The following is a 23,003-nucleotide window of genomic DNA, read 5'->3' on the forward strand; positions in this document are numbered from 1 at the left end:
ATTACTTTATTAAGGAATGAATTAGTTCAATATATTGTTGTTTGGCTTCGTCTTGCGTTAGATGACTGATTTGAATCCAAGCATTGGTTTTGAACGCATTTCTTAGGTCGGAATTGTCCGTAACGGTAAACTTGGTTCTGTCAAATGTCGCATGCTTGTAAAAGGCATAAAGACGTAACTGGACATCTTGTGGTAAAGATGCTTGGGTCATAAAAGAAGCAATTTCAACAGCTTCCAGAAATTGTTTATCTAAATCTTTTTCAATCATTAAGGTTTAATTGCAATTATAGTTTTTCCTCCAATTGCTTTTTGGTCAAGTACCACATTAATTGGAGTACCTATTGGTAAAAATATATCTACTCTTGAACCAAATTTAATAAAACCAGCATCGGTACCTTGTACTACTTGCATTCCTTCTTGGGCATAATTTACAATACGTCTGGCTAAAGCACCGGCAATTTGACGATACAATATCGCGCCAAATGTTTTATTTTCAACAACAACTGTGGTTCTTTCGTTTTCTTCACTTGCTTTTGGATGCCAAGCTACAAGAAATTTACCGGGATGGTATTTGCTGAATTTTACAATACCACTTAGAGCATAACGCGTAACGTGAACATTTATAGGAGACATAAATATAGAAACCTGAATTCTTTTGTCTTTGAAATATTCAGTTTCAAATACCTCTTCTATAACAACAACTTTTCCATCTACTGGAGCAATAATATGGTTCTCATTTATTTCTACTGTTCGTTTTGGATTTCGGAAAAATTGCAAAATGATGATTAATAGCAATAGAGCAGCTATTTCAATGGTCATTTTAATCCATTCTGTTTGAATAAAACGATCTGATACTAAACAAACGATGGCAGTAAAAATAGTGCCAAATAAAATACTTTGAGTTCCTTCTTTATGAAACATAACTTAAAATTTGATAAAATAAAAATATTATTGGTGCTACAAAGATAACACTATCTAGTCGATCTAAGATGCCTCCATGGCCAGGCATTATGTTTCCACTATCTTTTTTTTCTGAAATTCGTTTGAATTTGGATTCTACTAAATCCCCTATTGTTCCAAAAATACCTACTATTAAGGCAATTATGATCCAAATGTAAGTGTTTTTTTCAGGGAGCATCAAAAAATATTTTGATATAAAATAACTGGCAATTAATGCAAATCCAATTCCACCCAAAAAGCCTTCGATGGTTTTTTTAGGGGAAATTCTTTCAAATAATTTATGCTTACCAAAAGTTTTACCAACTAAATAGGCAAAAGTGTCATTGGTCCATATTAAAATAAAAATACTGATTAGGATGTTTGGATTATAGCCTTTTATTCCAAAAGGTATTTTTGTAATTATAATAAATGGTAAGACAATATATCCAATTAGGTAAGCAAATTTTGAAAAAGTATCTACTTTTAAATTTTTATTATCAAATAGAAATACGATACATTTTAAGGAAACAACTAGTGATAAAAAAAGTACAGCCAAATCAAAATTTTTGCTGTAGCGTAATATATAAAAAATGCCGTCTACCTTTGCAGCTACAGCAATTTTATAAAAAAACAAGTAAAATATAAGGGCAATTGCAATAGGGGCAATTTTGTTTAAGTGAACTAAATTGCAAAATTCCATTACCGCTATCAATAAAAAAACTCCAAATAGAATGAAAAAAGTTTCTATAGAGTATTGTATTGAAGCTATTAATAATAAAATGTAAATAGCTCCAGATATTGACCTTTTTAGTGTTTCATTCATTTTAAAGATCTTCTAAAAGCAATAAATATAAATTTTTGGCTGAGCTTCCGTATTGAGTAAAATCTTCCTCTTTTGCTTTTTCAAAATATTTTATTGTTGTGATATTTGTTGGGTATTCTGTCAAGTATTTTTTTCTAATAGCACTAAGGCCATCACTTTTTCCTTCTACTATCTGGCTAGTATTGGCTAAAATAATGATGTTAGTGGGTAAATCATTAGGTTTTTTTTGTTTGATTTGATTTGAGGAAAACAAAATGGAACCTTCTTCGGCTACTAGATTTTCACAGCTCGACAATAAAAATTTGGGATTTATGTTTTGACCGTAAGTGAGTTTATTTTCATCTAGCAAAAAGTGCAATTTAGGTTCATAGCATAAAGCTTCACTTTCAAACCAATCGTTTTCTTCAAGTATATTTTCAAATTGTTCTTTTACTTCATTTAAGTTTTCACAGTATAAAAATTTACCCCCATTTTTTTTGAAATTATAGATAAACTGCTCATCCAAAGGGGAATTAATATCTGGATTTGGTCTGTTTGAATGGCCGCTTCTAGCTTCATCTGAAGAGGGGTCGTTAGAACCAAATAATTTTTTAAAAAGATTCATAATTTGTTAATAATCGTTTTGTGTTACTTGAAAACGTTCAAAGATAAAAAAATCTTAATTCAAAACAGGGTTTTGAATTAAGATTTTAAATATTTGTGTTTTTTATGTAATTACGATACTACTTCACCTAAGTTTTTGTCAAAAGTTCTTTTTCCAAAAATAGTTTCTAAATCGTCTTTGAAAATGACTTCTTTTTCGATTAAGATTGCAGCTAGCTGCTCTAATTTATCTTTATTATCTTCTAAAATCTTTATTGCTCTTTGGTATTGGCTTTCGATAAGATCTGAAATTTCTTTGTCAATTACTTTGGCTGTTTCATCAGAATAAGGTTTAGAAAAACTGTATTCACTTTGTCCGCTTGAATCGTAGTAGGTAACATTTCCAATTTTATCATTTAATCCGTAAACGGTAACCATAGCACGAGCTTGTTTGGTAACTTTTTCTAAATCACTTAAAGCGCCTGTTGATATTCTGTCGAAAGTCACTTTTTCTGCAGCTCTACCACCCATAGTTGCACACATTTCATCTAGCATTTGATCTGTGCGAACAATTAAACGCTCTTCTGGAAGATACCAAGCAGCACCAAGACTTTGTCCACGAGGAACGATAGTTACTTTAATTAACGGTGCAGCGTGTTCCAACATCCAACTTACAGTGGCGTGTCCAGCTTCGTGAATGGCGATGGCTCTTTTTTCTTCTGGAGTAATTATTTTGTTTTTCTTTTCAAGTCCACCTACAATACGGTCAACTGCATCTAAGAAGTCTTGTTTGTCAACAGCTTCTTTATTGTTTCTTGCGGCAATTAATGCAGCTTCATTACAAACATTGGCAATATCAGCTCCAGAAAAACCTGGGGTCTGTTTAGCTAAAAAGTCGGTATCCAATCCTTCAATTTTTTTCAAAGGTGCAAGGTGTACCAAGAATATTTCGGCTCTCTCACGAATATCCGGTAAGTCAACAAAAATTTGTCTGTCGAAACGACCTGCGCGCATTAAGGCCTTGTCCAAAACATCGGCTCTATTTGTTGCAGCCAAAACAATTACATTTGAATTGGTACCAAAACCATCCATTTCAGTCAATAATTGGTTTAATGTGTTTTCTCTTTCGTCATTACCACCTGACATATTGCTTTTTCCTCTAGCTCTACCTACAGCATCGATTTCATCGATAAAAATAATTGCCGGAGATTTTTCTTTGGCCTGTTTAAAAAGATCACGTACTCTTGAAGCACCTACACCTACAAACATTTCAACAAAATCTGAACCAGATAAAGAGAAGAAAGGTACTTGAGCTTCACCAGCAACGGCTTTTGCCAATAATGTTTTACCAGTTCCCGGAGGTCCTACAAGCAGAGCTCCTTTCGGTATTTTACCTCCTAGATTGGTATATTTCTCAGGGTTTTTAAGGAATTCTACAATTTCTTGTATCTCTTCTTTAGCACCTTCTAAACCTGCTACATCTTTGAATGTAGTTTTAATATCTGTTTTTTCATCAAAAAGCTTGGCTTTCGATTTTCCAATATTGAAAATTTGACCGCCTCCGCCACCTGGGCCACCGGACATTTTTCGCATAATAAAAATCCAAACACCAATGATGATGATTATTGGCAACAGACTTACAAAAAGATCAGTCCAGTTGCTTTTTTGCAGAAAATTAAAATCTTTTAATTTTCCTTCAGCAACTGCTTTTTCTAATTTGGTTTGAAAAATTTGGTCATTACCAATGTCAAACGAATAATGAGGACCTTTGTTAGGTCTGTCCAGTACGTCTTTTGATACTTTTTTATGTTCTGGATCACTTAAAGCTTTCGCATTTAAATAAACTTCAGCTTCATTTTTATTGTAAACAATTACTTTTTCGATTTGTCCTTTCTCTAAATAAGAATTAAATTTAGAAGAAGTTAATTGAGCAGGCTCTTGAAAGCTAGATCCACCAGTTACAAAACTTATTCCTAGAAAAATTAATAGTATTGCAGTGTAAACTAACCAAGGACTTACTTTAAATTTATTTGAATTTGGATTATTATCTTTAGCCATTAGAAGATTATTTCTTTAATATTTGTTTTCGATTTTAGTGATTTTGGCATCACCCCAAAGACTTTCAATGTTGTAGTATTCACGGATGTGTTTTTGGAATACATGCACTACGATGTGTACATAATCCATCAAAACCCATTCTGCTACATCAGAACCTTCAACATGCCAAGGTTTGTCTTTTAAATCTTTAGAAACTGTTTTTTGAATAGAGTTGACAATGGCATTCACTTGAGTGTTTGAGTTACCATTGCAAATAACAAAATAGTCACAAACTGCGGTGTCTATTTCTCTTAAATCTAAAATATCGATATCACTTCCTTTTACTTCTTCTATTCCTTTTATAATGTTCGCCAACAGAACATCATTGTTTATAGTCTTTTTCGCCATTTAATTTTTTATATAAGTTTGTAAAGTTACCATTTTTTGTGATTAATTTTGAACCTTAACATAATATTAAATTATGTTTTACAAAAAAAAGTACACATGAAGCTAATCAAACTCGATGCCATAGATTCTACAAATGAGTTTCTAAAAGGTTTGTCGAACAAACAAGAGGTCCAAAATTTTACTGTAGTTACTGCTGAAAATCAGTTGAAAGGGAAAGGGCAGATGGGAGCTAAGTGGGATTCTGAGTCTGGTAAAAACCTTATAATGAGTGTTTTGGTTAAGGATTTTTTGTTTGATAATGAAGCAGTTTTTAACCTGAACGTAGTGGTTTCGTTGGCTGTAATTAGAACCTTAAAAAAGTACAATATTCCTGAATTAAGTGTAAAATGGCCCAACGACATTATGTCAGCTAATAAAAAAATAGGTGGCATATTGATTGAGAATAGCATAAAAGGAACTGGAGCAATTACATCGATTGTAGGGTTGGGACTGAATGTAAATCAAATGCAATTTGAAAATTTGCCCAGAGCATCATCATTGGCTTTAATATGCAATTCCTTTTTTGATAAAGAAGAAATTCTATTGGGTATAGTTGCAGAAATGGAGCAAATGATAGCTAATTACGATGCAATAGCTTCTGATCTATGGGAAGAATATAGCACTGAATTATTTAAAATGGGAGTTCCTACAGCGTTTACAGATGAAAATGAAAACAATTTTATGGGAATTATAAAAGGGGTTTCTTCAATAGGTAAACTTCAGATTCTTTTGGAAGACGATAGTATTTGCGAATACAACCTCAAAGAAGTGCAAATGCTGTATTAAAACGAGATTTGTTCTTATCGCCAATAAAAAAGCCTTTTAGTTTTAGCTAAAAGGCTTTTGCTCTTTGTAGAAAAACACTAAAGTTTTGTCATATTGTTTGCCAGGGTTTCGATGAATTTCCCGATTGGGCCTTTTACCATCATAGCCATCATTGCATTGAATTCGCCTTCAAAATCTAGTTTTACAGCGCTTGATTGCTCTGAAATAGTTTCAATATTAGCGACTAAGGTAAATGGAAGTTTGTCGCTTGCAGCACCCAATACAATTTTGTTTGGCGCTACTTTCTCTTTCATTTTTAATTTGATTTCGGGCATTCCTTTTAATCCAAAAATAAAAGCATCTTCTCCGATAACTTCAAATTTTGCGATATTATCGGGCATTAATTTTTCGAAGTTTTTTACATCACTCAATAAATCGAATAATTCTTGACTTGATTTTTCAACAGTAACTTTTGGACTTTCTAAGTTCATTATTTTTATGTATTGTTTGTTATTTTGTTTTAAAGGAATTTTATTTAAAATCAGAAAGGTTCTATTTTAAACACTCCAGGTTGACGGACTTCCATTCCATTCTCTCAAAGTTTGCTCTTCTTCTTCTGTAATATACTTTTTGGCAACGGCTAAATTCAATAAATTTTGATAGTTGCTCAAGGTGTACAAATCAATTTTAGCATTTTTGAAGTTCTGGTCTGCAACGTCAAAGCCATAAGTAAATATAGCTGCCATTCCTTTTATAACTGCTCCTGCTCCCCGTAAGCCTTCAACGGCAAGCAAACTACTGTTTCCAGTACTTATTAAATCTTCTATAATTACTACGCTTTGTCCTTTTTGCAAAAAACCTTCTACTTGGTTTTGACGACCGTGTTTTTTTGGTTCTGGTCGAACATAAACAAAAGGTAGTCCCATACTTTCTGCAACGAGCATTCCTATTCCAATTGCTCCAGTGGCTACACCGGCAATAACGTCTGGTTTACCAAATTGTTTCTCGATGTTTTTAGAAAATTCGTCCCTAACATAATTTCTTATGGCTGGAAACGAGAGGATTAAACGATTATCGCAATATATAGGCGATTTCCATCCAGAAGCCCATGTAAAAGGATTTCCTGGATTCAATTTAATTGCATTTATTTGCAAAAGCAATTCGGCTGTTTTTTCGGCTGTATCTTTATTAAAAATCATAATACAAATGTATAAAGTTTTTGTTAACGACAAACCACTTTTTTTGACAAATCAAATCTCCAAGGAGACTGATTTTCAACTTTTCTTGCTGGATAGTATTGATATCGAGCAGGTTATTGTGAAAATGTTTCAAAATAAAATTAAGAAAGCCTATCTCTATCACCCTGATGAAAGTGTGATTATGAAAACTTTGAAAGCAAAAATTCCTGTAAATAAAGCGGGAGGTGGATTAGTTTATAATAAAAAAGGGGAGGTTTTATTTATTTTTAGAAATGGAAAGTGGGATTTACCAAAAGGCGGTACCGATAAAGGAGAGTTAATTGAAGAAACCGCCATGCGAGAAGTTGAAGAAGAAACTGGTGTAAATGAACTGAAAATTGTTAAAAAACTTCAGAAAACTTACCATATTTTTAAACGAAATGGAAAATACAAATTAAAAATTACCCATTGGTTTGAAATGCAATCTACCTTTGAAGGCATTCCAATGGGACAATTAGAAGAAGGAATTGAAAAAGTAGCTTGGTTTAAGCCAAGTGAAATTCCAAAAGCATTGGGAAATTCATATGAGAATATTAAGCTTCTATTTGAAGAAGAAAAATTAATCAAATGAATAGAGCCAATTAGTTGAGTAATCTGTAAACTGGGTATTGTAAATGTTCTTTTTCATAGAATTTAGAATGTTTATAAACCCAATCCAATTGTGCTTCACTATTTTTTGCAAATGCAGGGTCATTATTGACTTTGGTATCCAATTCCTTTCTTAAACTAGGGTTGTCTTTTAAAAGTTGGGCAGCTAAATCCTCAAAAACATATTCTGAATATCCTTCTTTTTGTTGTAAAATGCTATCAAAAAAGTTCCAATTGAAGAACGAATCAACAGCTTCGGGTTCTAAAGTTTCCAGTAAATATTTTACCGCTTTTTGTTCTGTAGAAAACACATAATCTCCTTTGGCAAAGGTTTTATTCTCAATAGTTGTAGTTAATTTTGCATTTCTATGGGGATAATGCCCTTCGTAAGCTTGACTTGAAGTTTTGTAATCTGCAATTTTATAACTTTCTACTTTAATAATAGTATCTTTTTTTAATTGTGTGTAGCTACAATCATTACTTTTTAATAAATCAATAACATTCCAATATCCTTTTGGGATAATGTAGGCTTTTGGAATCGTAACATCCTTAACCGATTTATATTCTTTTATATAAGGAACGTTCTTTTGATAGGGTTTGGTTCTGTCATAAAATAATCGTTGGCCTGTTGTAACTTCACTTTTTTTGTAAGAAGCCTCAAACCCTGAAAACAAATAGGTTGTTGCCTTGGAGCTGTCTATTTTCCATTCAATAGGGTACGACTTTTTAGGTTTATATTGTTCTTCATTTTTGGCACGCAATTCTTTTATTTTTTTATAATTCAAGTCGGTAAAATCGATTGTAGAAATCATATATTCATAAGTAGCTTTTACGCGATCAGCATATTTTTTTAGCATATGGGTTTCAACAACAAACCCAATAGTGTTGAAAAGAGAAGTGTAACCTGTTGTATATCTAGGTGTATCCGAAAATTGCACAAAACCATTATCGGGTGTTTCCTCGAATGCATTGACATAAGGTGTTGTCGGAATGTTTTTTTGCTCCAAATCTTTTACAATAAAGGGCATCATTTCGGTATTCATATAATCTCCTAAAACGGTACCCAATTTATTGTGCTGTGTCATTATATAGGTCAGTTTGTATTGATAATCAGATCCATTGCTCACGTGATTATCGATAAAAACATCTGGATTTATTTTATGGTAGATAGCAATAAAACTTTTGGTATTTCGGGTATCCGACTTGATCATATCGCGATTCAAATCATAGTTTCTGGCATTGCCTCGAAAACCATATTCTTCTGGTCCTTCTTGGTTGGCTCTTGAAGTTGAGTTTCTGTTCAAAGCACCGCCGATATTGTAAATTGGAATCGTAACTATTACCGTATTCTTAGGTGTTTTGATTTTGCCTAAAGCTAAATCACGAAACAATTGCATCGTTGCATCTATACCATCGGGTTCGCCTGCGTGAATTCCATTATTTAGAAACAATACTGCTTTGTTTTTTTGAATTTCATCAAAATTAAATTTTTTTTCAGGATTGAAAGTAATCATGTACAATGGTTCGCCACTATCCGTCAGTCCCATTTTTTCCATTTTGATAGTTTGAAAATCATGAGCCAAAAGGGTATAATAAGTAATTGTTTCTTGATAATTAGCCGATTGGTTTCCATTTCCTTTTTCGAAAAAAGTACTGTATTTATTGTTTTTTTGGGCAAAAACAGAAACTGTGATCAGTAGGAAACAAAAGCGTATTAATTGCATAAGGTTAATTTTGAATGTGGGTTTCAAATGTAATTAATTTATAATTATTTTTTGTCTCAAATCTGGAAGAAGGTTTTTATGAAGGATTAAGATAATTGCGATTGTATTTTTTTTGTACTATAAAAGAATAGTTAACATGAATGCCAATTTTGATGATGTGCAGTTCGTAATTCGTTGATAATTAATCAATTTATAGGGGAATAAAAATCGTTTTTAAACTTGTTTATGCTTATTTTTGATAGTTGAATTTTTACAATTATCATTTTTTTGTATCCAAAATTTAATTTCAAATGAAAAGAAGCTTCTTACTCCTTGCATTTTTATTTAGTACTTTTTATGTTTTTTCATTTTCGAAAAATGAAAAATCGCTATTCTCTAAAAAAGAAATACGGTCGATAATATTGGTTAGTAATTTGGATACCGTAAAAAAGGCAGATACCATAAAAAAGAAAGAAAAGAAATTTGCCTTTATGCCTATGCCTACTTTGACATACGACCGTTCCCAGGGGCTTGGAGCCGGGGTCATTGCAATGGGTTTTTTCAAGGCTGACAATTCAAAGAAGGTGCCTCTTTCCAGAGTAGTGGCGGTGGGAAATTATGCGACAAATGACTCTTACTACATTATATTTGGGACACGTCTTTATCTTAAGGAAGATTACTGGAGAATACTCGCAGCAGTAGGATACATAAACTATAATTTCCAGGCCTATCAAACTTTTGAAGATATAGATGAAGGGAGCCAGACAAGTGTCTATGAAACTCCTTATACTACAAAGGGAAGCCTATTTGCATTTGCGATACAGAGAAGGATTTTTGAAAATTTTTATTTGGGAATAGGTGGATCAATGATACGTACAGATGTGATTGTCACACTTCCGGACAAATCAGAACTAGTTGATCCGAATAATACCAATTCACTGGCCATACCCTTTAGTTTTGATACCCGAAACAGTATCTATAATCCAAGTTCAGGTATTTTTATAGACGGTAGAATTGCAAGCATACCCTCTTGGCTTGATAACGACGAAGATTTCGTTAAAACGATGTTATATGTAAACCATTATAAAAAATTGGGTGAGCACAAAATTTTAGCCAGTCGCTTTGCAATGAAAGCCAATTTTGGCGACGTCCCTTTTGCTGCGCAGGATTATATCGGTCAAACAGATTTGAGGGGATATACACAAGGGGAATATAGAGGAAATCAAACCTATACAGTTCAATCTGAGTTTCGAAATAATTTTTATAAAAAATGGGGATATGTCGGTTTTGCTGGACTAGGAATCGCTTACAGAAAGTCAGAAACCGGAGCTGCTGCGGGAGATTGGTACAATTCTGGAGCTTCCTGGAGTAAGCCATTGCCAAGCATTGGTGCCGGAATACGTTATCAGGTGATTGAAAAGGACAGTCAAAAAATAAATGCTGGAATTGATGCCGCAGTGGGTCGTGGGGATTGGGGAATTTATTTCAGGATTACCGAAGCTTTTTAAAGTTATACTGGTTCAGACAATAATTAATTTTGGAGCAGAAAGATTGCGCATTTTAGCCGGCATTGGTCCCGCTATCCGTTTCAATCTTTTTATTTTTAAAGGAAAAATAAAAAGGATTTTCACTGCTATCGGGGCTAAAGGGCAATGTGATTAATTTAAGCTTTGTTTTTTCTCGCGAAGACCCAAAGAAGCAAAGCTTAGGACTTATTTTTTTTTGCGACTTCGCGTCTTTGCGATGTTTAATTTTGAAAAATATTAGCAAAGAAATCAAAGTGTTATTTTTGATTACCTTTGCAAAATGAATAAGAAACACCACTCCAACAATATATTACTGAATTTAGGTATCGAAAGCCTAAATGAAATGCAAGAAGTTGCGCAAGATGTCATCCTAAATGACAATAATGTTCTATTGCTTTCTCCAACAGGTTCGGGAAAAACATTGGCATTTTTATTGCCAATTTTCGAAATGTTACAGCCCGAAATTTTATCGGTTCAATGTTTGATTCTGGTTCCATCTCGTGAATTAGGATTGCAAATCGAACAGGTTTGGAAAAAAATGGGAACCGATTACAAAGTAAACGTTTGTTACGGCGGTCATTCCATCGATACAGAAATCAAAAATTTGAGTAATCCTCCAGCAGTTTTAATTGGAACTCCGGGCCGAATTGCAGACCATATTGACAGAGGTACTTTTCGATTGGACAAAATCCAAACTTTGATTTTGGATGAGTTTGACAAATCGCTCCAGTTAGGTTTCCACGAACAAATGTCCTTTATCATTGGAAAACTGAGTAAACTAAACAAACGAGTATTGGTTTCGGCTACATCGGATATTGAAATTCCAAAATATACTCGAGTTGTGAATCCAACGATTTTGGATTTTATCCCAACTGAAGAGGAACAAGAAAGTAACTTGGCCACCAAAATGGTTGTTTCGAAAGAAAAAGACAAACTGGGAAGTTTGTTTAATTTGATTTGTTCTTTAAAATCACAACAGGCGATTGTTTTTTGCAATCATCGTGATGCTGCTGAACGTATTAGCGATACCCTAAACGAAAAAGGGATTTATGCCACTTATTATCATGGTGGGATGGATCAGGACGAACGTGAACGATCATTGATTCAATTCCGGAATGGAAGCATGAGTTATTTAATCACCACCGATTTGGCGGCTCGTGGACTTGATATCCCCGAAATGAAACATGTAATCCACTATCATTTGCCTTTGAAAGAAGATGAGTTTACCCATAGAAATGGACGTACCGCTCGTATGCTCGCTTCCGGAACTGCATATGTAATTGCTCATGAGAGTGAGAAAAAAATGGACTATCTGGATTACGGTATGGAAGTGTTTAATGTTGAAAACGCAACCTCACTGCCAAAACCTCCAGAGTTTCAAACCATTTACATTAGTGGCGGAAAGAAAAACAAACTTAATAAAATTGACATCGTAGGTTTCTTTTCCCAAAAGGGGAAACTGGAAAAAGGAGATTTAGGATTAATTGAAGTGAAAGATTTTATCTCATTTGCAGCTGTGAAATTCAATAAAGTCAAAGATTTACTGCATCATGTAAAAGATGAAAAAATGAAAGGGAAGAAATTCAAGATTGAAGTAGCAAGAAAAGTTATTAAGAAAGAAGAGGAGTAGATTACAGATTTCAGAGTGCAGAATTTAGAATTTTCTGGTATCATTATTTTCTATGCAATCTGCAATCTAAAATCTGCAATCTAAATTCTTATGAGTTGCAGTTTTAATTTACAAACAAAAAAAATAAATTAGTGTTGATAAAAACATAATAATAGAAAGGAGTTGTTTCTTTTTATTATTATGTTTGCTAACAAATACTTACCTACTAAAGTATATCATTAAACCCCAAATAAATTATGAAAAAAATTATTGCGATTGCTGTTTTGTTTATTAGTTCTGTTGGTTTTAGCCAAATTAAAGTTGTTGAAACTGTGCCAGTTGAAAAATTGGGTAGAGTAAATAATAGTTTTTATGTTCAAAAAATTGGAGATGAGTTTACCTTTTTTTATACAACTGTTCAAAGTGAGGATGAAGAGTCAGCTTTAAAAGCTTTTACATTTAAAAATGTCGATAATGCTTACCAAAGTCTTTATGGTATCATTTCAAAAGGTTTTACTGCAAGTCCTTTGAATGATGTAAAATTGGAATTACCTAATAATTTTGTTTGGTTGCATTATATTGTAAGCTCTGATAAAACGACTGTACAGTTTATGGTTTCAAACAAAGAGGCTAGTGCTACTCATATTTCTGAGCCATTATCAAAAGAGCAAGTTGAAAAATTGTTCCAAAAAAGCTAAATTGAAATAACATTATAAAGCAAAAACGTCCCAATGAATTGGGACGTTTTTTATTTTTATGGAAACCGAAATTATATTTTCTTAACGTATTGTGTAATAATCACAATTTGTTGTCCATCTACTCTTCCCTCAATGTATTCGGCATTTTCATGATCCAAACGGATGTTACGTACCGAAGTTCCTTGTTTAGCAACCATGCTCGATCCTTTTACTTTTAGATCTTTGATTAATACAACCGAATCTCCATGCGCTAAAATCACGCCATTTACATCTCGGTGTACGATTTTGTTTTCGTCATCTTCTCCTTCACCCGTGGCTTGTGCCCATTCCAAAGTGTCTTCATCCAAATACATTTGCTCCAAAAGCTCTTGTGGCCAACCATTTTTACGCAAACGACTCAACATTCTCCAAGCTGAAACCTGAACAGGAATATGTTCGCTCCACATACTGTCGTTCAAACATCTCCAGTGGTTTAAATCTTCATGACCAGGATTTTCAATTTGGTCAATACAAGTAGGACAGGCAAAGATACTTTCGTCCAATCCACCTTTTTTGGTAGGCAAAATTTGGAATTCTTTTAGATTTTCAGTGGCAGCGCATAATTCACATTTGGAACCGCTGCGTTTATTTAATTCTCTTTCGAAGCTCATTATAAGGTGTGTGTTATTTTAGGTTGCGAAATTACGCTTAAATGCTAGGTTTTGCAAGTTTATGTTTTGCTCGTGTCTTCTGGTAGTATCAGAGTTTATAATTTTCAAAGAATTCCATTTCTTCAAAATCTTTGTACTAAATCAAAACATTAACCAATACTACTTATGCAATTTAACCCTTACGGCTTCTGGAACCAGCATTTCGTATTCACCAAAATTTCGGATAACGTCTCTCACGATGCTAGAGCTGATATAGGAAGTTCGTGCTGCGGTCAATAAAAAGACCGTTTCTATTTTGGACAATCTTCTGTTGGTGTGGGCGATGGCTTTCTCGAATTCGAAATCGGCGGGGTTGCGTAATCCCCTTAGTATGAAGTCGGCTTTGATTTTATGGCATAAGTCTATGGTTAAGCCTTCATAAGTGATGACGGTAACTTTGGGTTCATTTTTGAATGTTTCTTCGATGAAACGTTTTCTTTCCTCGAGTGAAAACATGTATTTTTTTTCGGCATTGACCCCAATGGCAATTACGATTTCATCAAAAAGCGAAATACCTCTGTTGATGATATCTTCGTGACCTAAAGTGATCGGGTCAAAGGATCCTGGGAATATTGCTTTCTTCATTTCAATTTAATTTAGTTGTTTTTCAATTCTTGAATCTGGAACAATCCAGAGCATTGCTACTGCAATATAAAGCAGACCAGAAATCCAAGGTGAGACAAAAGCCAAGGGAATTGCCAAAAGATAGGCTAATGCCGATAGTTTACCTTTTAAGTCCTTTTCAACTGCACGGTGCAAAATTGAATCTTTACCTTCGAGTCTTATAATTTTATTTTGGAGCAAATTATAGGCGATAGCACACATCAGTAGGACAAAGCCATAAATACTCATTGGCACTGCTGCAAAATGATGCTCTCCAATCCAGCTTGTTGCAAACGGAATTAAGGAGAGCCAAAAGAGTAAAAAAAGATTGCCCCACAAAATAGAGCCATTCACTTTTTTAACCACTTGAAACATATGATGATGGTTGTTCCAATAAATCCCAACATAAATAAAACTCAAAACGTAGCTTAAGAAAACAGGAATCAAGTGTTTTAACGATTCAAAACTATCTTCTTCAGGCGCTTTTATTTCTAAAACCATTATGGTAATGATAATGGCTAAAACGCCATCGCTAAAGGCTTCAATTCTGGTTTTGTTCATTTTCTATTTAGTTTCTAAGTTTCTGAGATTCTAAGTTACTAAGATTTTTTATTTTCTTGTAATTGAGAATATTTCATCTTTATGGTATAGCTTTAATAAATCCTTTTTTGAATAATTAATTTTCTGGTTTGTGTAATTTTCTGTTTTGTTTATTTCTTCAACTTCTGACTGTAAATATACATCATAATCATTTTGAGTAAGGTAAACACTGTCATTAGTCACTTTATCTATTCTCATTGATGAATAATAGCCATTTGAAAATTTCACATTGTAAACATCGCCAAAAGTTGGTGTTTTTATTAAAGTTTCAGCCTCATTATTTGTTTGAAATAAGTTGACAAAATAAAAGGCGATGTAACAAATCAATATAATGATACCGGAAAATAACCAAATAGGTCTTTTTCGATTAGTCTTTTTATTTTCATCGATGAGTTTTGTTTTAGTATTCTCATCTAAATCGTCAAAATCAATTTCTTTTGAGCAATTATTACATTCGATATTTATTGTATTTCCAACAGGGAATAATGGGATAAATGTTAATGAGGTATATCTGGTAAAAATGCTATAATCTATTGCCGAATGAAAGTTGCAATTAGGGCATTCTGTATTAGGAATTGTTCCTTTTAATAAGCAAGTTTCATTTGTTCCAATCAATACCATCATTCTGCGAAAAATTTATTTTTTGTTGTTAATGGAATTTACTGAAAGGACTTTTTTTATATTGTATTTTTTAAGATTCTAAGCCATTATGAGTCTTAGAAACTTAACAGCTTAGAATCTCAGTAACTTAATTTAGTGCCAACTCAATTGCATTTGTAAACAAGTCTTCCAGTGAAATGCCGGCAGCCTTGGCTTGTTGTGGAATCAAACTTTCGGTTGTTAGGCCGGGAATGGTATTCATTTCGAGCATATGCGGTTCGCCGTCCACAATGATGAATTCGCTTCGGGAGAATCCTTTCATTTTAAGCACTTCGTAGGCACGTTTTGCAATTTCCCCTACTTTTTGGGTCATTTCATCCGAAATTCTAGCCGGTGTAATTTCCTGTGACTTACCTTGGTATTTGGCTTCATAATCGAAGAAATCATTCTCGGAGATAATTTCGGTTATTGGTAAAACAGTTACTGTTCCTTTGTAGTTGATGACTCCAACTGAAACTTCGGTACCATCAAGGAAACTTTCTATGATGATTTCGTTGTCTTCTTTGTAGGCCACTTCGATGGCGATTGGCAGTTCGGCAGCGGTTTTTACTTTTGAAATACCAAAACTAGAACCAGCTTTGTTTGGTTTTACAAAACAAGGCAAACCTAATTTTTGTACAATTTCGTCCGTGTTAATAATGTCTCCTTTATTTAGGTAGTAGGAAGTGGCAGTTTTGATCCCGTATGGTTTTAATACCGACAATAAATCGCGTTTGTTGAAGGTTAAAGCAGCTTGGTAGTAATCGCAGGCGGTTTGTGGAATGTTTAGCAATTCGAAATAGGCCTGCATCAATCCGTCTTCACCCGGAGTTCCGTGAATGGCATTGAAAACGCAATCGAAAGTTTGCTTGCTTCCGTTTATGTTTATCGAAAAATCATTTCGATCTATTGGAAATTCGGCATCATTGGCATCAACATATACCCATTTTTCTTTAAAAATATGAATACGGAAGGCATTGTATTTGGTTTTGTCCAGGAATTGATAAACTACGTTTCCGCTGATGAGTGAGATCTTGTATTCGCTTGAATAGCCGCCCATGATGATGGCAATGTTTTTCATTTTAAACGTTTAATCGGTTAAACGTTTAATCGATTAGCCGATTAAACGTATTCTAAACAAAATTATCATTTTTTTTGAAACGAAATAGCTTTATCTTTGCGGGAAACAAAAATATTTATGAGCTTAAAAAAATATCTTACTAGTCGCGTATTTTTCGGACAGGTGTTGATTGCACTTGCCATTATTGCAGTTTTGGGTTATTTATTCATGCATTGGTTGACATTTACAACGGATCATGGGCATGAAATTGCTGTTCCAGATTTGAGAAAATTGACTGAGGAACAAGTGGAAGACAAGCTGGATGAATTGGATTTGGATTATGAGCTGTTGGACAGTGTGGATTTTAGGGGAGATTACCCAAAATACAGCGTAGTGGAGCAAGATCCGATGCCTGGGACGATGGTGAAAGTAGGTAGAAAAGTATATATTAAGATTAACTCATCTGGGTTTTCGTCTGTTCGAATTCCCGATTTGATTGATAAAACCTATCGTGAAGCAGTGCCAACACTTAAGGCATTGGGACTTGAAGCGGGAACTATTACGTATGTGCCTAATTTAGGAAAAGACATGGTTTTGGAAATGCGTTATAAAGGAAGAAACCTAAAAGTAGGAGACAGAGTTTTGAAAGCCTCTAAAATCGATTTGGTTTTGGGAGACGGAAAAGAGAGTTATCAAGAAGAAGCAGTGGACAGTACAGCTACTCCACCAGCACAAGAAACAACAACAAATGAACAATAATATTGAACAAATAGAGGATTTAGACGAAGAGTTATTTGAACATTACAGGTTTGAGGTTCCAAAAGGGCAGGCCATTTTGCGAATTGACAAATACTTGATGGGTTTGATTCCAAATGCCACACGAAACAAAATTCAAAACGCAGCCACCGAAGGGAATATTTATGTGAATGATGCGACTGTAAAGTCCAATTATAAAGTAAAACCTTTTGATGTGGTTCAGGTGATGTTGTCACATCCACCTTTTGAAAATAGGGTAGATCCAGAAGATATTCCGCTGGATATTGTTTATGAAGATGAGGCACTATTGCTAATCAATAAACCGCCTGGATTGGTAGTACATCCCGGTCATGGGAATTATACAGGAACTCTAGTGAATGCATTGGCATTTCATTTTGAGAATTTACCAATGAACAGCAGTGAGCGTCCAGGTCTAGTTCATAGAATTGACAAGGATACTTCAGGATTATTGGTTATTGCCAAAACTGAAGCTGCAATGACGCATTTAGCCAAACAATTTGAAGCCAAAACATCGGAAAGAGAATATATTGCTTTGGTTTGGGGTAATGTTACTGAAGAGCAAGGAACCATTGAAGGGAACTTGGCAAGACACTTGAAAGATCGTATGCAAATGGCTGTTTTTGCCGATCCTGAAATTGGAAAACCTGCCATTACGCATTATAAAGTTTTAGAGCGTTTTGGATATGTGACTTTAATTTCCTGTAAATTGGAAACAGGAAGAACACACCAGATTCGTGCGCACTTGAAACATATTGGGCATCCGCTTTTTAATGATGAGCGTTACGGTGGTCACTTGATTTTGAAAGGAACTACGTTTACAAAATACAAACAGTTTATTGAAAATTGTTTCAAAGCATTGCCACGTCAGGCATTGCATGCTAAAACACTTGGTTTTGTGCATCCGAATACAGGAGAAATGATGCGTTTTGACACGGAATTGCCTCAGGATTTTAAGGATTGTATAGAGAAATGGAGAGGATATTCAAAATCACACCATGCCGAAGAAGATTAATGATAAAAATATAAAAGCCTCAATTTTGAGGCTTTTTTCATGAAATACAGTTACTTGATTTCGCTTTAAAAGTGATGTTTTATAACCCCTTTAGAACCTGTTGGACTTGGGGTTAATTCTAAAACAGAATTTGGAGAAAGATTCGGTTCTATTCGATGTGAAACAAATAAGATGGCAATATTGGTTTCTTTCTTTATCAAATTGATAAGTTGTGTTACCAATACTATATTTTGGTCATCTAAACCTTCAAGAGGCTCGTCCAGAATCAATAGGGGAGGATGTTTAATAACTGCACGGGCGATTAGGGCAACTCTTTGTTGACCAATGGACAGGCGATTGAATATTTTGTTTTTTAGATGGCTCATTTGAATTGCTTCGAGCCATTGTGCAACGATTCTTCGCTGTAAGGTTGTGGGTTCTCTGTATAATCCGATGGAATCAAAAAATCCCGAGAGAATCATTTCTTCCAGACTATAACTTTTATTAAATAAGTCGGTCATTGCCGTATTGAAAAAACCAATTTGTTTTTTGATTTCCCAAATACTTTCGCCACTTCCTTTTTTTCTTCCAAAAAGTTCTACATCCTGTCCATAACCTTTGGGATTGTCACCTGAAATTAGAGACAATAAAGTACTTTTTCCAGAACCGTTTGGTCCAATTAGTTGCCAAAAATCCCCTTGTTTTATAGTCCATGAAAGAGAATCAATAATTGGTCTTTCATCATAGGAAACGGATATGGCATTCATTTTAACCAGAACGCGGTCATCGAAAACTTCTTTGTGAATTGGTATTTTATGGCTGTCGTTTTCAAATGAATTATTTTCTATTGTATTTATGGATTTCAATTCAAATGAATTATCGGCTATTAGTGCCTTATTGGCAATAAAAGGAAGCAAATCAATAGTTCGGTTGACCAATTGGATAATTCGAACAGAGCTCAAAATTGCTTCAATTGCGAATGTTAATTCAATTCGGGAAGTATAATCCAGATGATCCATAGGATTGTCCAGAATGATAAAGTCAGGATTTTTCTTTAGACAATATTTTAAAAATTCCTTTTTTCGCTCTCCAGATGAAAAGGTGCGCAGGTTTCGTTTGGATTCGGTGGTAGCTTCAATGGAATCGTATTGGTATTCTTCTTCGATTAATTTTTGAATGGAAATGTCTGAATACAGAATGCCGTTTAACGAATTGAAAACCGACAACTCCCCCTGAATCTCTCCCGATAATAATGCTTTTATAAAGCTTTTTTTATCAACTTGATTGGATAGAAGTATGTCCCAATGTTTCATTTTGTTACTATGTTTTGCATTTAAACTAATTTGTAAAATTAGCCTCAAAAGTCTTAAAACGACTATCCAAGTCTTGAATTAATTGTTTTTTTACCGCAGGATCTTGAATAAAACTATAGTTGATGCTGTTGTAAACAAACTGTTTGATATCGGAATAAGAAATGGTTTTATATCTTTTGGCCAGTAAAACATATTGCTCTGTCATATTGGTTCGCAATATTCCGGCATCATCAGTACTAATGACAATTGGCACTCCAAATTCTTTGTACAATAGAATGGGATGGCGGTTTTCTTTTACTTTTAGAATGAACTCGTTACTGGTAAGATTAATTTCAATCGGGATATTATTCTTGGCCATATAACGCATTAAATCATAGCTCTTTTCTTCGTAGGCCACATCAACTCCATGTCCAATTCTATTGGCGCCAGCAGTATAAATAGCCGCATTGATATGCCAAGACAATTCCTCTGGACGAACCAATCCAAGTGTGAGTTCACCTGCGTGCATAGAATATTTTACCTTTGGAAAATGGCTGTGACAATATTTGAACATAACCATGTGTAACCAATAATCTTTCATAGATGTTTCGCCATCTTCGGGAGAAACGATATTGACACCTGCCATCAACGGACTGCTGTCAGCAGATATGAAAGCAACCACTAAGTTTTTGAATAAATCAACCGGTTCCATAAAGCGCAAAACAAAGTTTTGATAGCGCATCGTAAATTGACTGTCATCAATTTTAAGCTCTTTGTGCATTTTTGCAACAAAGTTAGTATTGAAATCGGCGGCGTATTTTTTGGCTTCTTTTTGATTGAAAATTGTATACAAGGAATCCAAAGATTGCATAACGGCTTTTTCATTTTTGCTTGCCGCAAATTTTCTCAAATTGGTATTGTATTTTGTCAAATCATCTGTTTTTATCGCACAGGGAATAGTCGATAACTGGGTTTCGATGTAGCTTACATTTTCTTTGATTGCCCTGTTTTTTAGTTCCAATAAACCGGCTCCAAAATTATTGTTTGTTGCAGGTTCAAACTTCATAAAGGATTCAAAAAATAATTTATCCGAAGGATAATCAACATTATTATAATCTTTGACAGACCATTTATGTATTATTTTTTGTTTGTAGTTGTCTAATTCGCCATTCTTTTGTAAAATCGAAAATTGTACCCAGTCACTTCCATTCTGTTTTTCTTGACTTACAGTCATGGTTTGTGTATTAAGATAAAAATCTTCGGCAATGGCGTGAGTTAATAGTGGTTCTGCATAAATTGAACCAGAATAATGATGGTGTAAATCGCCACCTTTTGGCATTTGAGCAAAGAAAGCTGTGAGTTCAACTTCATTATCTCTTATTTTTTCAAAATATTGATTGGCAGATTGTGCAAAACCTACTTGGAATAGGGTATAAAAAAGGAAGGTGAAAAATATCTTCATTGTATAAATTTCATTCAAATATAAAAAATAAATAGAAATTTACTTCATCTCACTTAAATAAAAGTTTCATCATTGCTCTCAGAATAATCCAAATCTACATGGAAAGTCTCCTTTAATTTCCCCAGTGCCAATAGGGAAATGATTGATAATAAGGAGCCAACAATCATTCCAGATTTAAGAATATCACCATGAAAGAGACGGTCGCGGAAGAAGCTATAGATCAAAATAATTAACGGAAGCGAACCCCTAACAAAATTAGGAACCGTTGTTGTTACTGTAGCTCTGATGTTGGTTCCAAATTGCTCGGCAGCTATGGTTACGAATAAAACCCAATACCCAACTGAAACTCCCATTGCAAAACAAAGTAAATAGAAAGTCGAAACCGAAATTCCGTAAGCATTCAAATAAACAAAAATCATAATTAGGTTAAAAACCAAAAACAGGCACATGATTTTTTTTCGGCTTTTTAGCCATTGGCTTAATAATCCGCTGGCAATATCGCCAATAACCAAACCGCTGTAACAAAAAGCAATTGCTTTTCCGGCAGCTATAGTTTCGGCTTGTTGCACACCAAGGGCTTTTGCAAATTCAGGTGAAAAAGTAATCAAAACGCCTACCAAAAACCAAAGTGGAATTCCAATAAGTATGCATTGAAGGTATTTTGAAAATCTTTTTGAGTTGGTAAACAAAGACAGAAAATCTCCTTTCTTTTCCTCACTTTGCTGTACTTGCTTGAACATACCTGATTCGGTAATACGGATTCTTAAAAACAATAGCAGGATACCAAGACCACCTCCTGCATAATAGCATAAACGCCAATCCTGGAAAAACTGATAGACCAAATAGGCGGCAACCGCTCCCGATACACCTACCGAAGCTACAATCATAGTTCCGTAGCCCCTTTTGTCTTTCGGCAGGGACTCGGCAACCAAAGTGATTCCTGCCCCCAATTCTCCCGCAAGTCCAATTCCTGCAATCAATCGCCAAAACGCATATCCATCAACAGTAGTTACCATTCCGTTGGCAATATTAGCCACCGAATACAGTAAAATTGAACCAAATAAAACGGATATTCGTCCCTTTTTGTCTCCTAAAATGCCCCATAAAATCCCGCCGAAAAGCATACCGAACATTTGCATACTGATAAGATATTCGCCTTGGTTTCTAACTGCGTCTCCTGTTATTCCAAGGTCTTTTAAACTATCGGTGCGAACAATCCCAAAAAGTAATAAGTCATAAATGTCCACAAAATAACCAAGAGCGGCTACAATCACTGCGGCATTGAGTATGGATTTCGGATTTTTCGTAATGGATGGGGGAGTACTGGTCATTAGGATTTGGTCTTTATTGGCAGTTTCATTAATAAATCGGTTTGTTGGTCATTGCCTAGAATGAAAATATGTTTGTCGAATGTGACAAAACCATTTTTTGCATAAAATTGTAAGGCTCTGTGGTTTTCTTCCCAGACACCCAGCCAAATATAATCGACGTCATATTCTTTTGCAACTTTTATAGCTTGGTCTAGTAATAGTTGACCTATTTTTTTTCCGTGAAAAGCTTTTAAAACATAAATGCGTTGGATTTCGATTGTTTCGTCTTTTATTGTTTCGGTTTGTGCATTGCCTAAATTTAATTTTAAATAACCAACAGGTTCCCTATCGAAATAAGCAATATAAAAAGGAGAATCAGGATTGTTTATTTCTAAAGTTAATTGTGTGGTATTGAAATTTTCCTGCAGGTATTTCTCCATGTTTTCTGGAGTATTTATTTCGGCAAAAGTTTCGGTGAACGATTGTTTGCTGATGTTTTGTATCGTAATGAGGTTTTCTAAAAAGGCTTTCTTGATTTCAATCATTAGAATTGTTTTTTTTTCTTTATAAAACCAAAAATAAACAAAATAACAGCATTCATTTTAAAAATCTATGATTGCATTAA

At 34.3% G+C, this 23,003-nt stretch carries 25 protein-coding genes; 7 read left to right on the plus strand and 18 right to left on the minus strand.

The genetic code is table 11. The features are described from left to right. Position 1: 1 nt before the first annotated feature. The 6 genes from C8C85_RS14305 to rsfS all read right to left on the minus strand — a co-directional run bounded on the left by C8C85_RS14305 (position 2) and on the right by rsfS (position 4,789). Positions 2–268 (minus strand): acyl-CoA-binding protein, encoded by a 267-nt coding sequence (locus tag C8C85_RS14305; protein WP_111408894.1) that lies wholly within the window; start codon positions 266–268, stop codon positions 2–4. Continuing rightward, positions 268–921 carry a phosphatidylserine decarboxylase family protein gene (locus tag C8C85_RS14310; RefSeq protein WP_116797664.1) on the minus strand — a complete coding sequence of 218 codons (654 nt, stop codon included), beginning with the start codon at positions 919–921 and terminating at the stop codon, positions 268–270. Before C8C85_RS14310 ends, C8C85_RS14305 begins: the two co-directional genes overlap by 1 nt. Then, positions 911–1,762, minus strand: coding sequence for a phosphatidate cytidylyltransferase (locus C8C85_RS14315; protein WP_116797665.1), 852 nt, complete (start codon positions 1,760–1,762; stop codon positions 911–913). The genes C8C85_RS14310 and C8C85_RS14315 overlap by 11 nt, the downstream gene beginning before the upstream one ends. Position 1,763: 1 nt before the next feature. After that, positions 1,764–2,366 (minus strand): LUD domain-containing protein, encoded by a 603-nt coding sequence (locus tag C8C85_RS14320; protein ID WP_116797666.1) that lies wholly within the window; start codon positions 2,364–2,366, stop codon positions 1,764–1,766. A gap of 110 nt (positions 2,367–2,476) precedes the next feature. Next, the gene (ftsH, locus tag C8C85_RS14325; RefSeq protein WP_116797667.1) at positions 2,477–4,402 is read right to left on the minus strand and encodes an ATP-dependent zinc metalloprotease FtsH; all 1,926 of its coding nucleotides are present in this window, start codon (positions 4,400–4,402) and stop codon (positions 2,477–2,479) included. 15 nt (positions 4,403–4,417) lie between these two features. Next, the gene (rsfS, locus tag C8C85_RS14330; protein WP_077374189.1) at positions 4,418–4,789 is read right to left on the minus strand and encodes a ribosome silencing factor; all 372 of its coding nucleotides are present in this window, start codon (positions 4,787–4,789) and stop codon (positions 4,418–4,420) included. A 96-nt stretch (positions 4,790–4,885) separates the two neighbouring features. Between rsfS and C8C85_RS14335 the strand changes: the two genes are divergently transcribed. Beyond that, the gene (locus C8C85_RS14335) at positions 4,886–5,614 is read left to right on the plus strand and encodes a biotin--[acetyl-CoA-carboxylase] ligase (RefSeq protein WP_116797668.1); all 729 of its coding nucleotides are present in this window, start codon (positions 4,886–4,888) and stop codon (positions 5,612–5,614) included. A 77-nt stretch (positions 5,615–5,691) separates the two neighbouring features. Here C8C85_RS14335 and C8C85_RS14340 read toward each other — a convergent pair whose 3' ends face one another. Next, a complete protein-coding gene (locus tag C8C85_RS14340; protein WP_116797669.1) occupies positions 5,692–6,084 on the minus strand; it encodes an SRPBCC family protein in 393 nt (130 codons plus the stop codon). 66 nt (positions 6,085–6,150) lie between these two features. Continuing rightward, on the minus strand, positions 6,151–6,792 hold the full coding sequence (gene pyrE / locus C8C85_RS14345) for an orotate phosphoribosyltransferase (protein WP_116797670.1): 642 nt from the start codon (positions 6,790–6,792) through the stop codon (positions 6,151–6,153). 7 nt (positions 6,793–6,799) lie between these two features. On the opposite strand from pyrE, the gene C8C85_RS14350 reads away from it, so the two are divergent. Then, positions 6,800–7,402 (plus strand): NUDIX hydrolase, encoded by a 603-nt coding sequence (locus C8C85_RS14350; protein ID WP_116797671.1) that lies wholly within the window; start codon positions 6,800–6,802, stop codon positions 7,400–7,402. A gap of 10 nt (positions 7,403–7,412) precedes the next feature. Here the strand turns inward: C8C85_RS14350 and C8C85_RS14355 are convergent, their stop codons facing one another. Further along, positions 7,413–9,143, minus strand: coding sequence for a M14 family metallopeptidase (locus tag C8C85_RS14355; RefSeq protein ID WP_116797672.1), 1,731 nt, complete (start codon positions 9,141–9,143; stop codon positions 7,413–7,415). 290 nt (positions 9,144–9,433) lie between these two features. Here C8C85_RS14355 and C8C85_RS14360 point away from each other — a divergent pair, with 290 nt between their 5' ends. From C8C85_RS14360 to C8C85_RS14370, 3 genes are all read left to right on the plus strand, one after another. Next, positions 9,434–10,630: a BamA/TamA family outer membrane protein gene (locus C8C85_RS14360; RefSeq protein ID WP_116797673.1), complete on the plus strand. Its 1,197-nt coding sequence runs from the start codon at positions 9,434–9,436 to the stop codon at positions 10,628–10,630. Positions 10,631–10,928: 298 nt separating this feature from the next. Beyond that, the gene (locus C8C85_RS14365) at positions 10,929–12,278 is read left to right on the plus strand and encodes a DEAD/DEAH box helicase (RefSeq protein ID WP_116797674.1); all 1,350 of its coding nucleotides are present in this window, start codon (positions 10,929–10,931) and stop codon (positions 12,276–12,278) included. Between the two features lie 236 nt (positions 12,279–12,514). Beyond that, on the plus strand, positions 12,515–12,955 hold the full coding sequence (locus tag C8C85_RS14370; protein ID WP_116797675.1) for a hypothetical protein: 441 nt from the start codon (positions 12,515–12,517) through the stop codon (positions 12,953–12,955). Positions 12,956–13,026: 71 nt separating this feature from the next. On the opposite strand, the gene C8C85_RS14375 is transcribed toward C8C85_RS14370, so the two are convergent. From C8C85_RS14375 to C8C85_RS14395, 5 genes are all read right to left on the minus strand, one after another. Beyond that, entirely contained in the window at positions 13,027–13,605 is a 579-nt protein-coding gene (locus tag C8C85_RS14375) for a PhnA domain-containing protein (protein ID WP_116797676.1), read from the minus strand. Between the two features lie 159 nt (positions 13,606–13,764). Beyond that, a complete protein-coding gene (gene coaD, locus C8C85_RS14380) occupies positions 13,765–14,229 on the minus strand; it encodes a pantetheine-phosphate adenylyltransferase (RefSeq protein ID WP_116797677.1) in 465 nt (154 codons plus the stop codon). Positions 14,230–14,235: 6 nt separating this feature from the next. Continuing rightward, positions 14,236–14,808, minus strand: a complete 573-nt coding sequence (locus tag C8C85_RS14385; protein WP_116797678.1) for a TMEM175 family protein — start codon at positions 14,806–14,808, stop codon at positions 14,236–14,238. A 48-nt stretch (positions 14,809–14,856) separates the two neighbouring features. Continuing rightward, positions 14,857–15,471 carry a hypothetical protein gene (locus tag C8C85_RS14390; protein ID WP_116797679.1) on the minus strand — a complete coding sequence of 205 codons (615 nt, stop codon included), beginning with the start codon at positions 15,469–15,471 and terminating at the stop codon, positions 14,857–14,859. Between the two features lie 124 nt (positions 15,472–15,595). Beyond that, a complete protein-coding gene (locus tag C8C85_RS14395; RefSeq protein ID WP_116797680.1) occupies positions 15,596–16,567 on the minus strand; it encodes a D-alanine--D-alanine ligase in 972 nt (323 codons plus the stop codon). Positions 16,568–16,684: 117 nt separating this feature from the next. Here C8C85_RS14395 and C8C85_RS14400 point away from each other — a divergent pair, with 117 nt between their 5' ends. Further along, a complete protein-coding gene (locus C8C85_RS14400; RefSeq protein WP_116797681.1) occupies positions 16,685–17,305 on the plus strand; it encodes a PASTA domain-containing protein in 621 nt (206 codons plus the stop codon). Next, positions 17,295–18,335, plus strand: a complete 1,041-nt coding sequence (locus C8C85_RS14405; RefSeq protein ID WP_116797682.1) for an RluA family pseudouridine synthase — start codon at positions 17,295–17,297, stop codon at positions 18,333–18,335. The genes C8C85_RS14400 and C8C85_RS14405 overlap by 11 nt, the downstream gene beginning before the upstream one ends. A gap of 65 nt (positions 18,336–18,400) precedes the next feature. On the opposite strand, the gene C8C85_RS14410 is transcribed toward C8C85_RS14405, so the two are convergent. From C8C85_RS14410 to C8C85_RS14425, 4 genes are read right to left on the minus strand one after another with little or no spacing between them, the layout of a single operon-like run. Continuing rightward, positions 18,401–19,627, minus strand: a complete 1,227-nt coding sequence (locus C8C85_RS14410) for an ABC transporter ATP-binding protein (protein ID WP_116797683.1) — start codon at positions 19,625–19,627, stop codon at positions 18,401–18,403. 25 nt (positions 19,628–19,652) lie between these two features. Further along, positions 19,653–21,068, minus strand: a complete 1,416-nt coding sequence (locus C8C85_RS14415) for an adenosine deaminase (protein WP_116797684.1) — start codon at positions 21,066–21,068, stop codon at positions 19,653–19,655. 53 nt (positions 21,069–21,121) lie between these two features. Then, positions 21,122–22,399, minus strand: coding sequence for an MFS transporter (locus C8C85_RS14420; RefSeq protein WP_116797685.1), 1,278 nt, complete (start codon positions 22,397–22,399; stop codon positions 21,122–21,124). Beyond that, the gene (locus C8C85_RS14425; RefSeq protein ID WP_116797686.1) at positions 22,399–22,923 is read right to left on the minus strand and encodes a GNAT family N-acetyltransferase; all 525 of its coding nucleotides are present in this window, start codon (positions 22,921–22,923) and stop codon (positions 22,399–22,401) included. Before C8C85_RS14425 ends, C8C85_RS14420 begins: the two co-directional genes overlap by 1 nt. Positions 22,924–23,003 lie beyond the last annotated feature (80 nt).

This window comes from Flavobacterium sp. 103 (assembly GCF_003096795.1).
Classification (GTDB): domain Bacteria; phylum Bacteroidota; class Bacteroidia; order Flavobacteriales; family Flavobacteriaceae; genus Flavobacterium.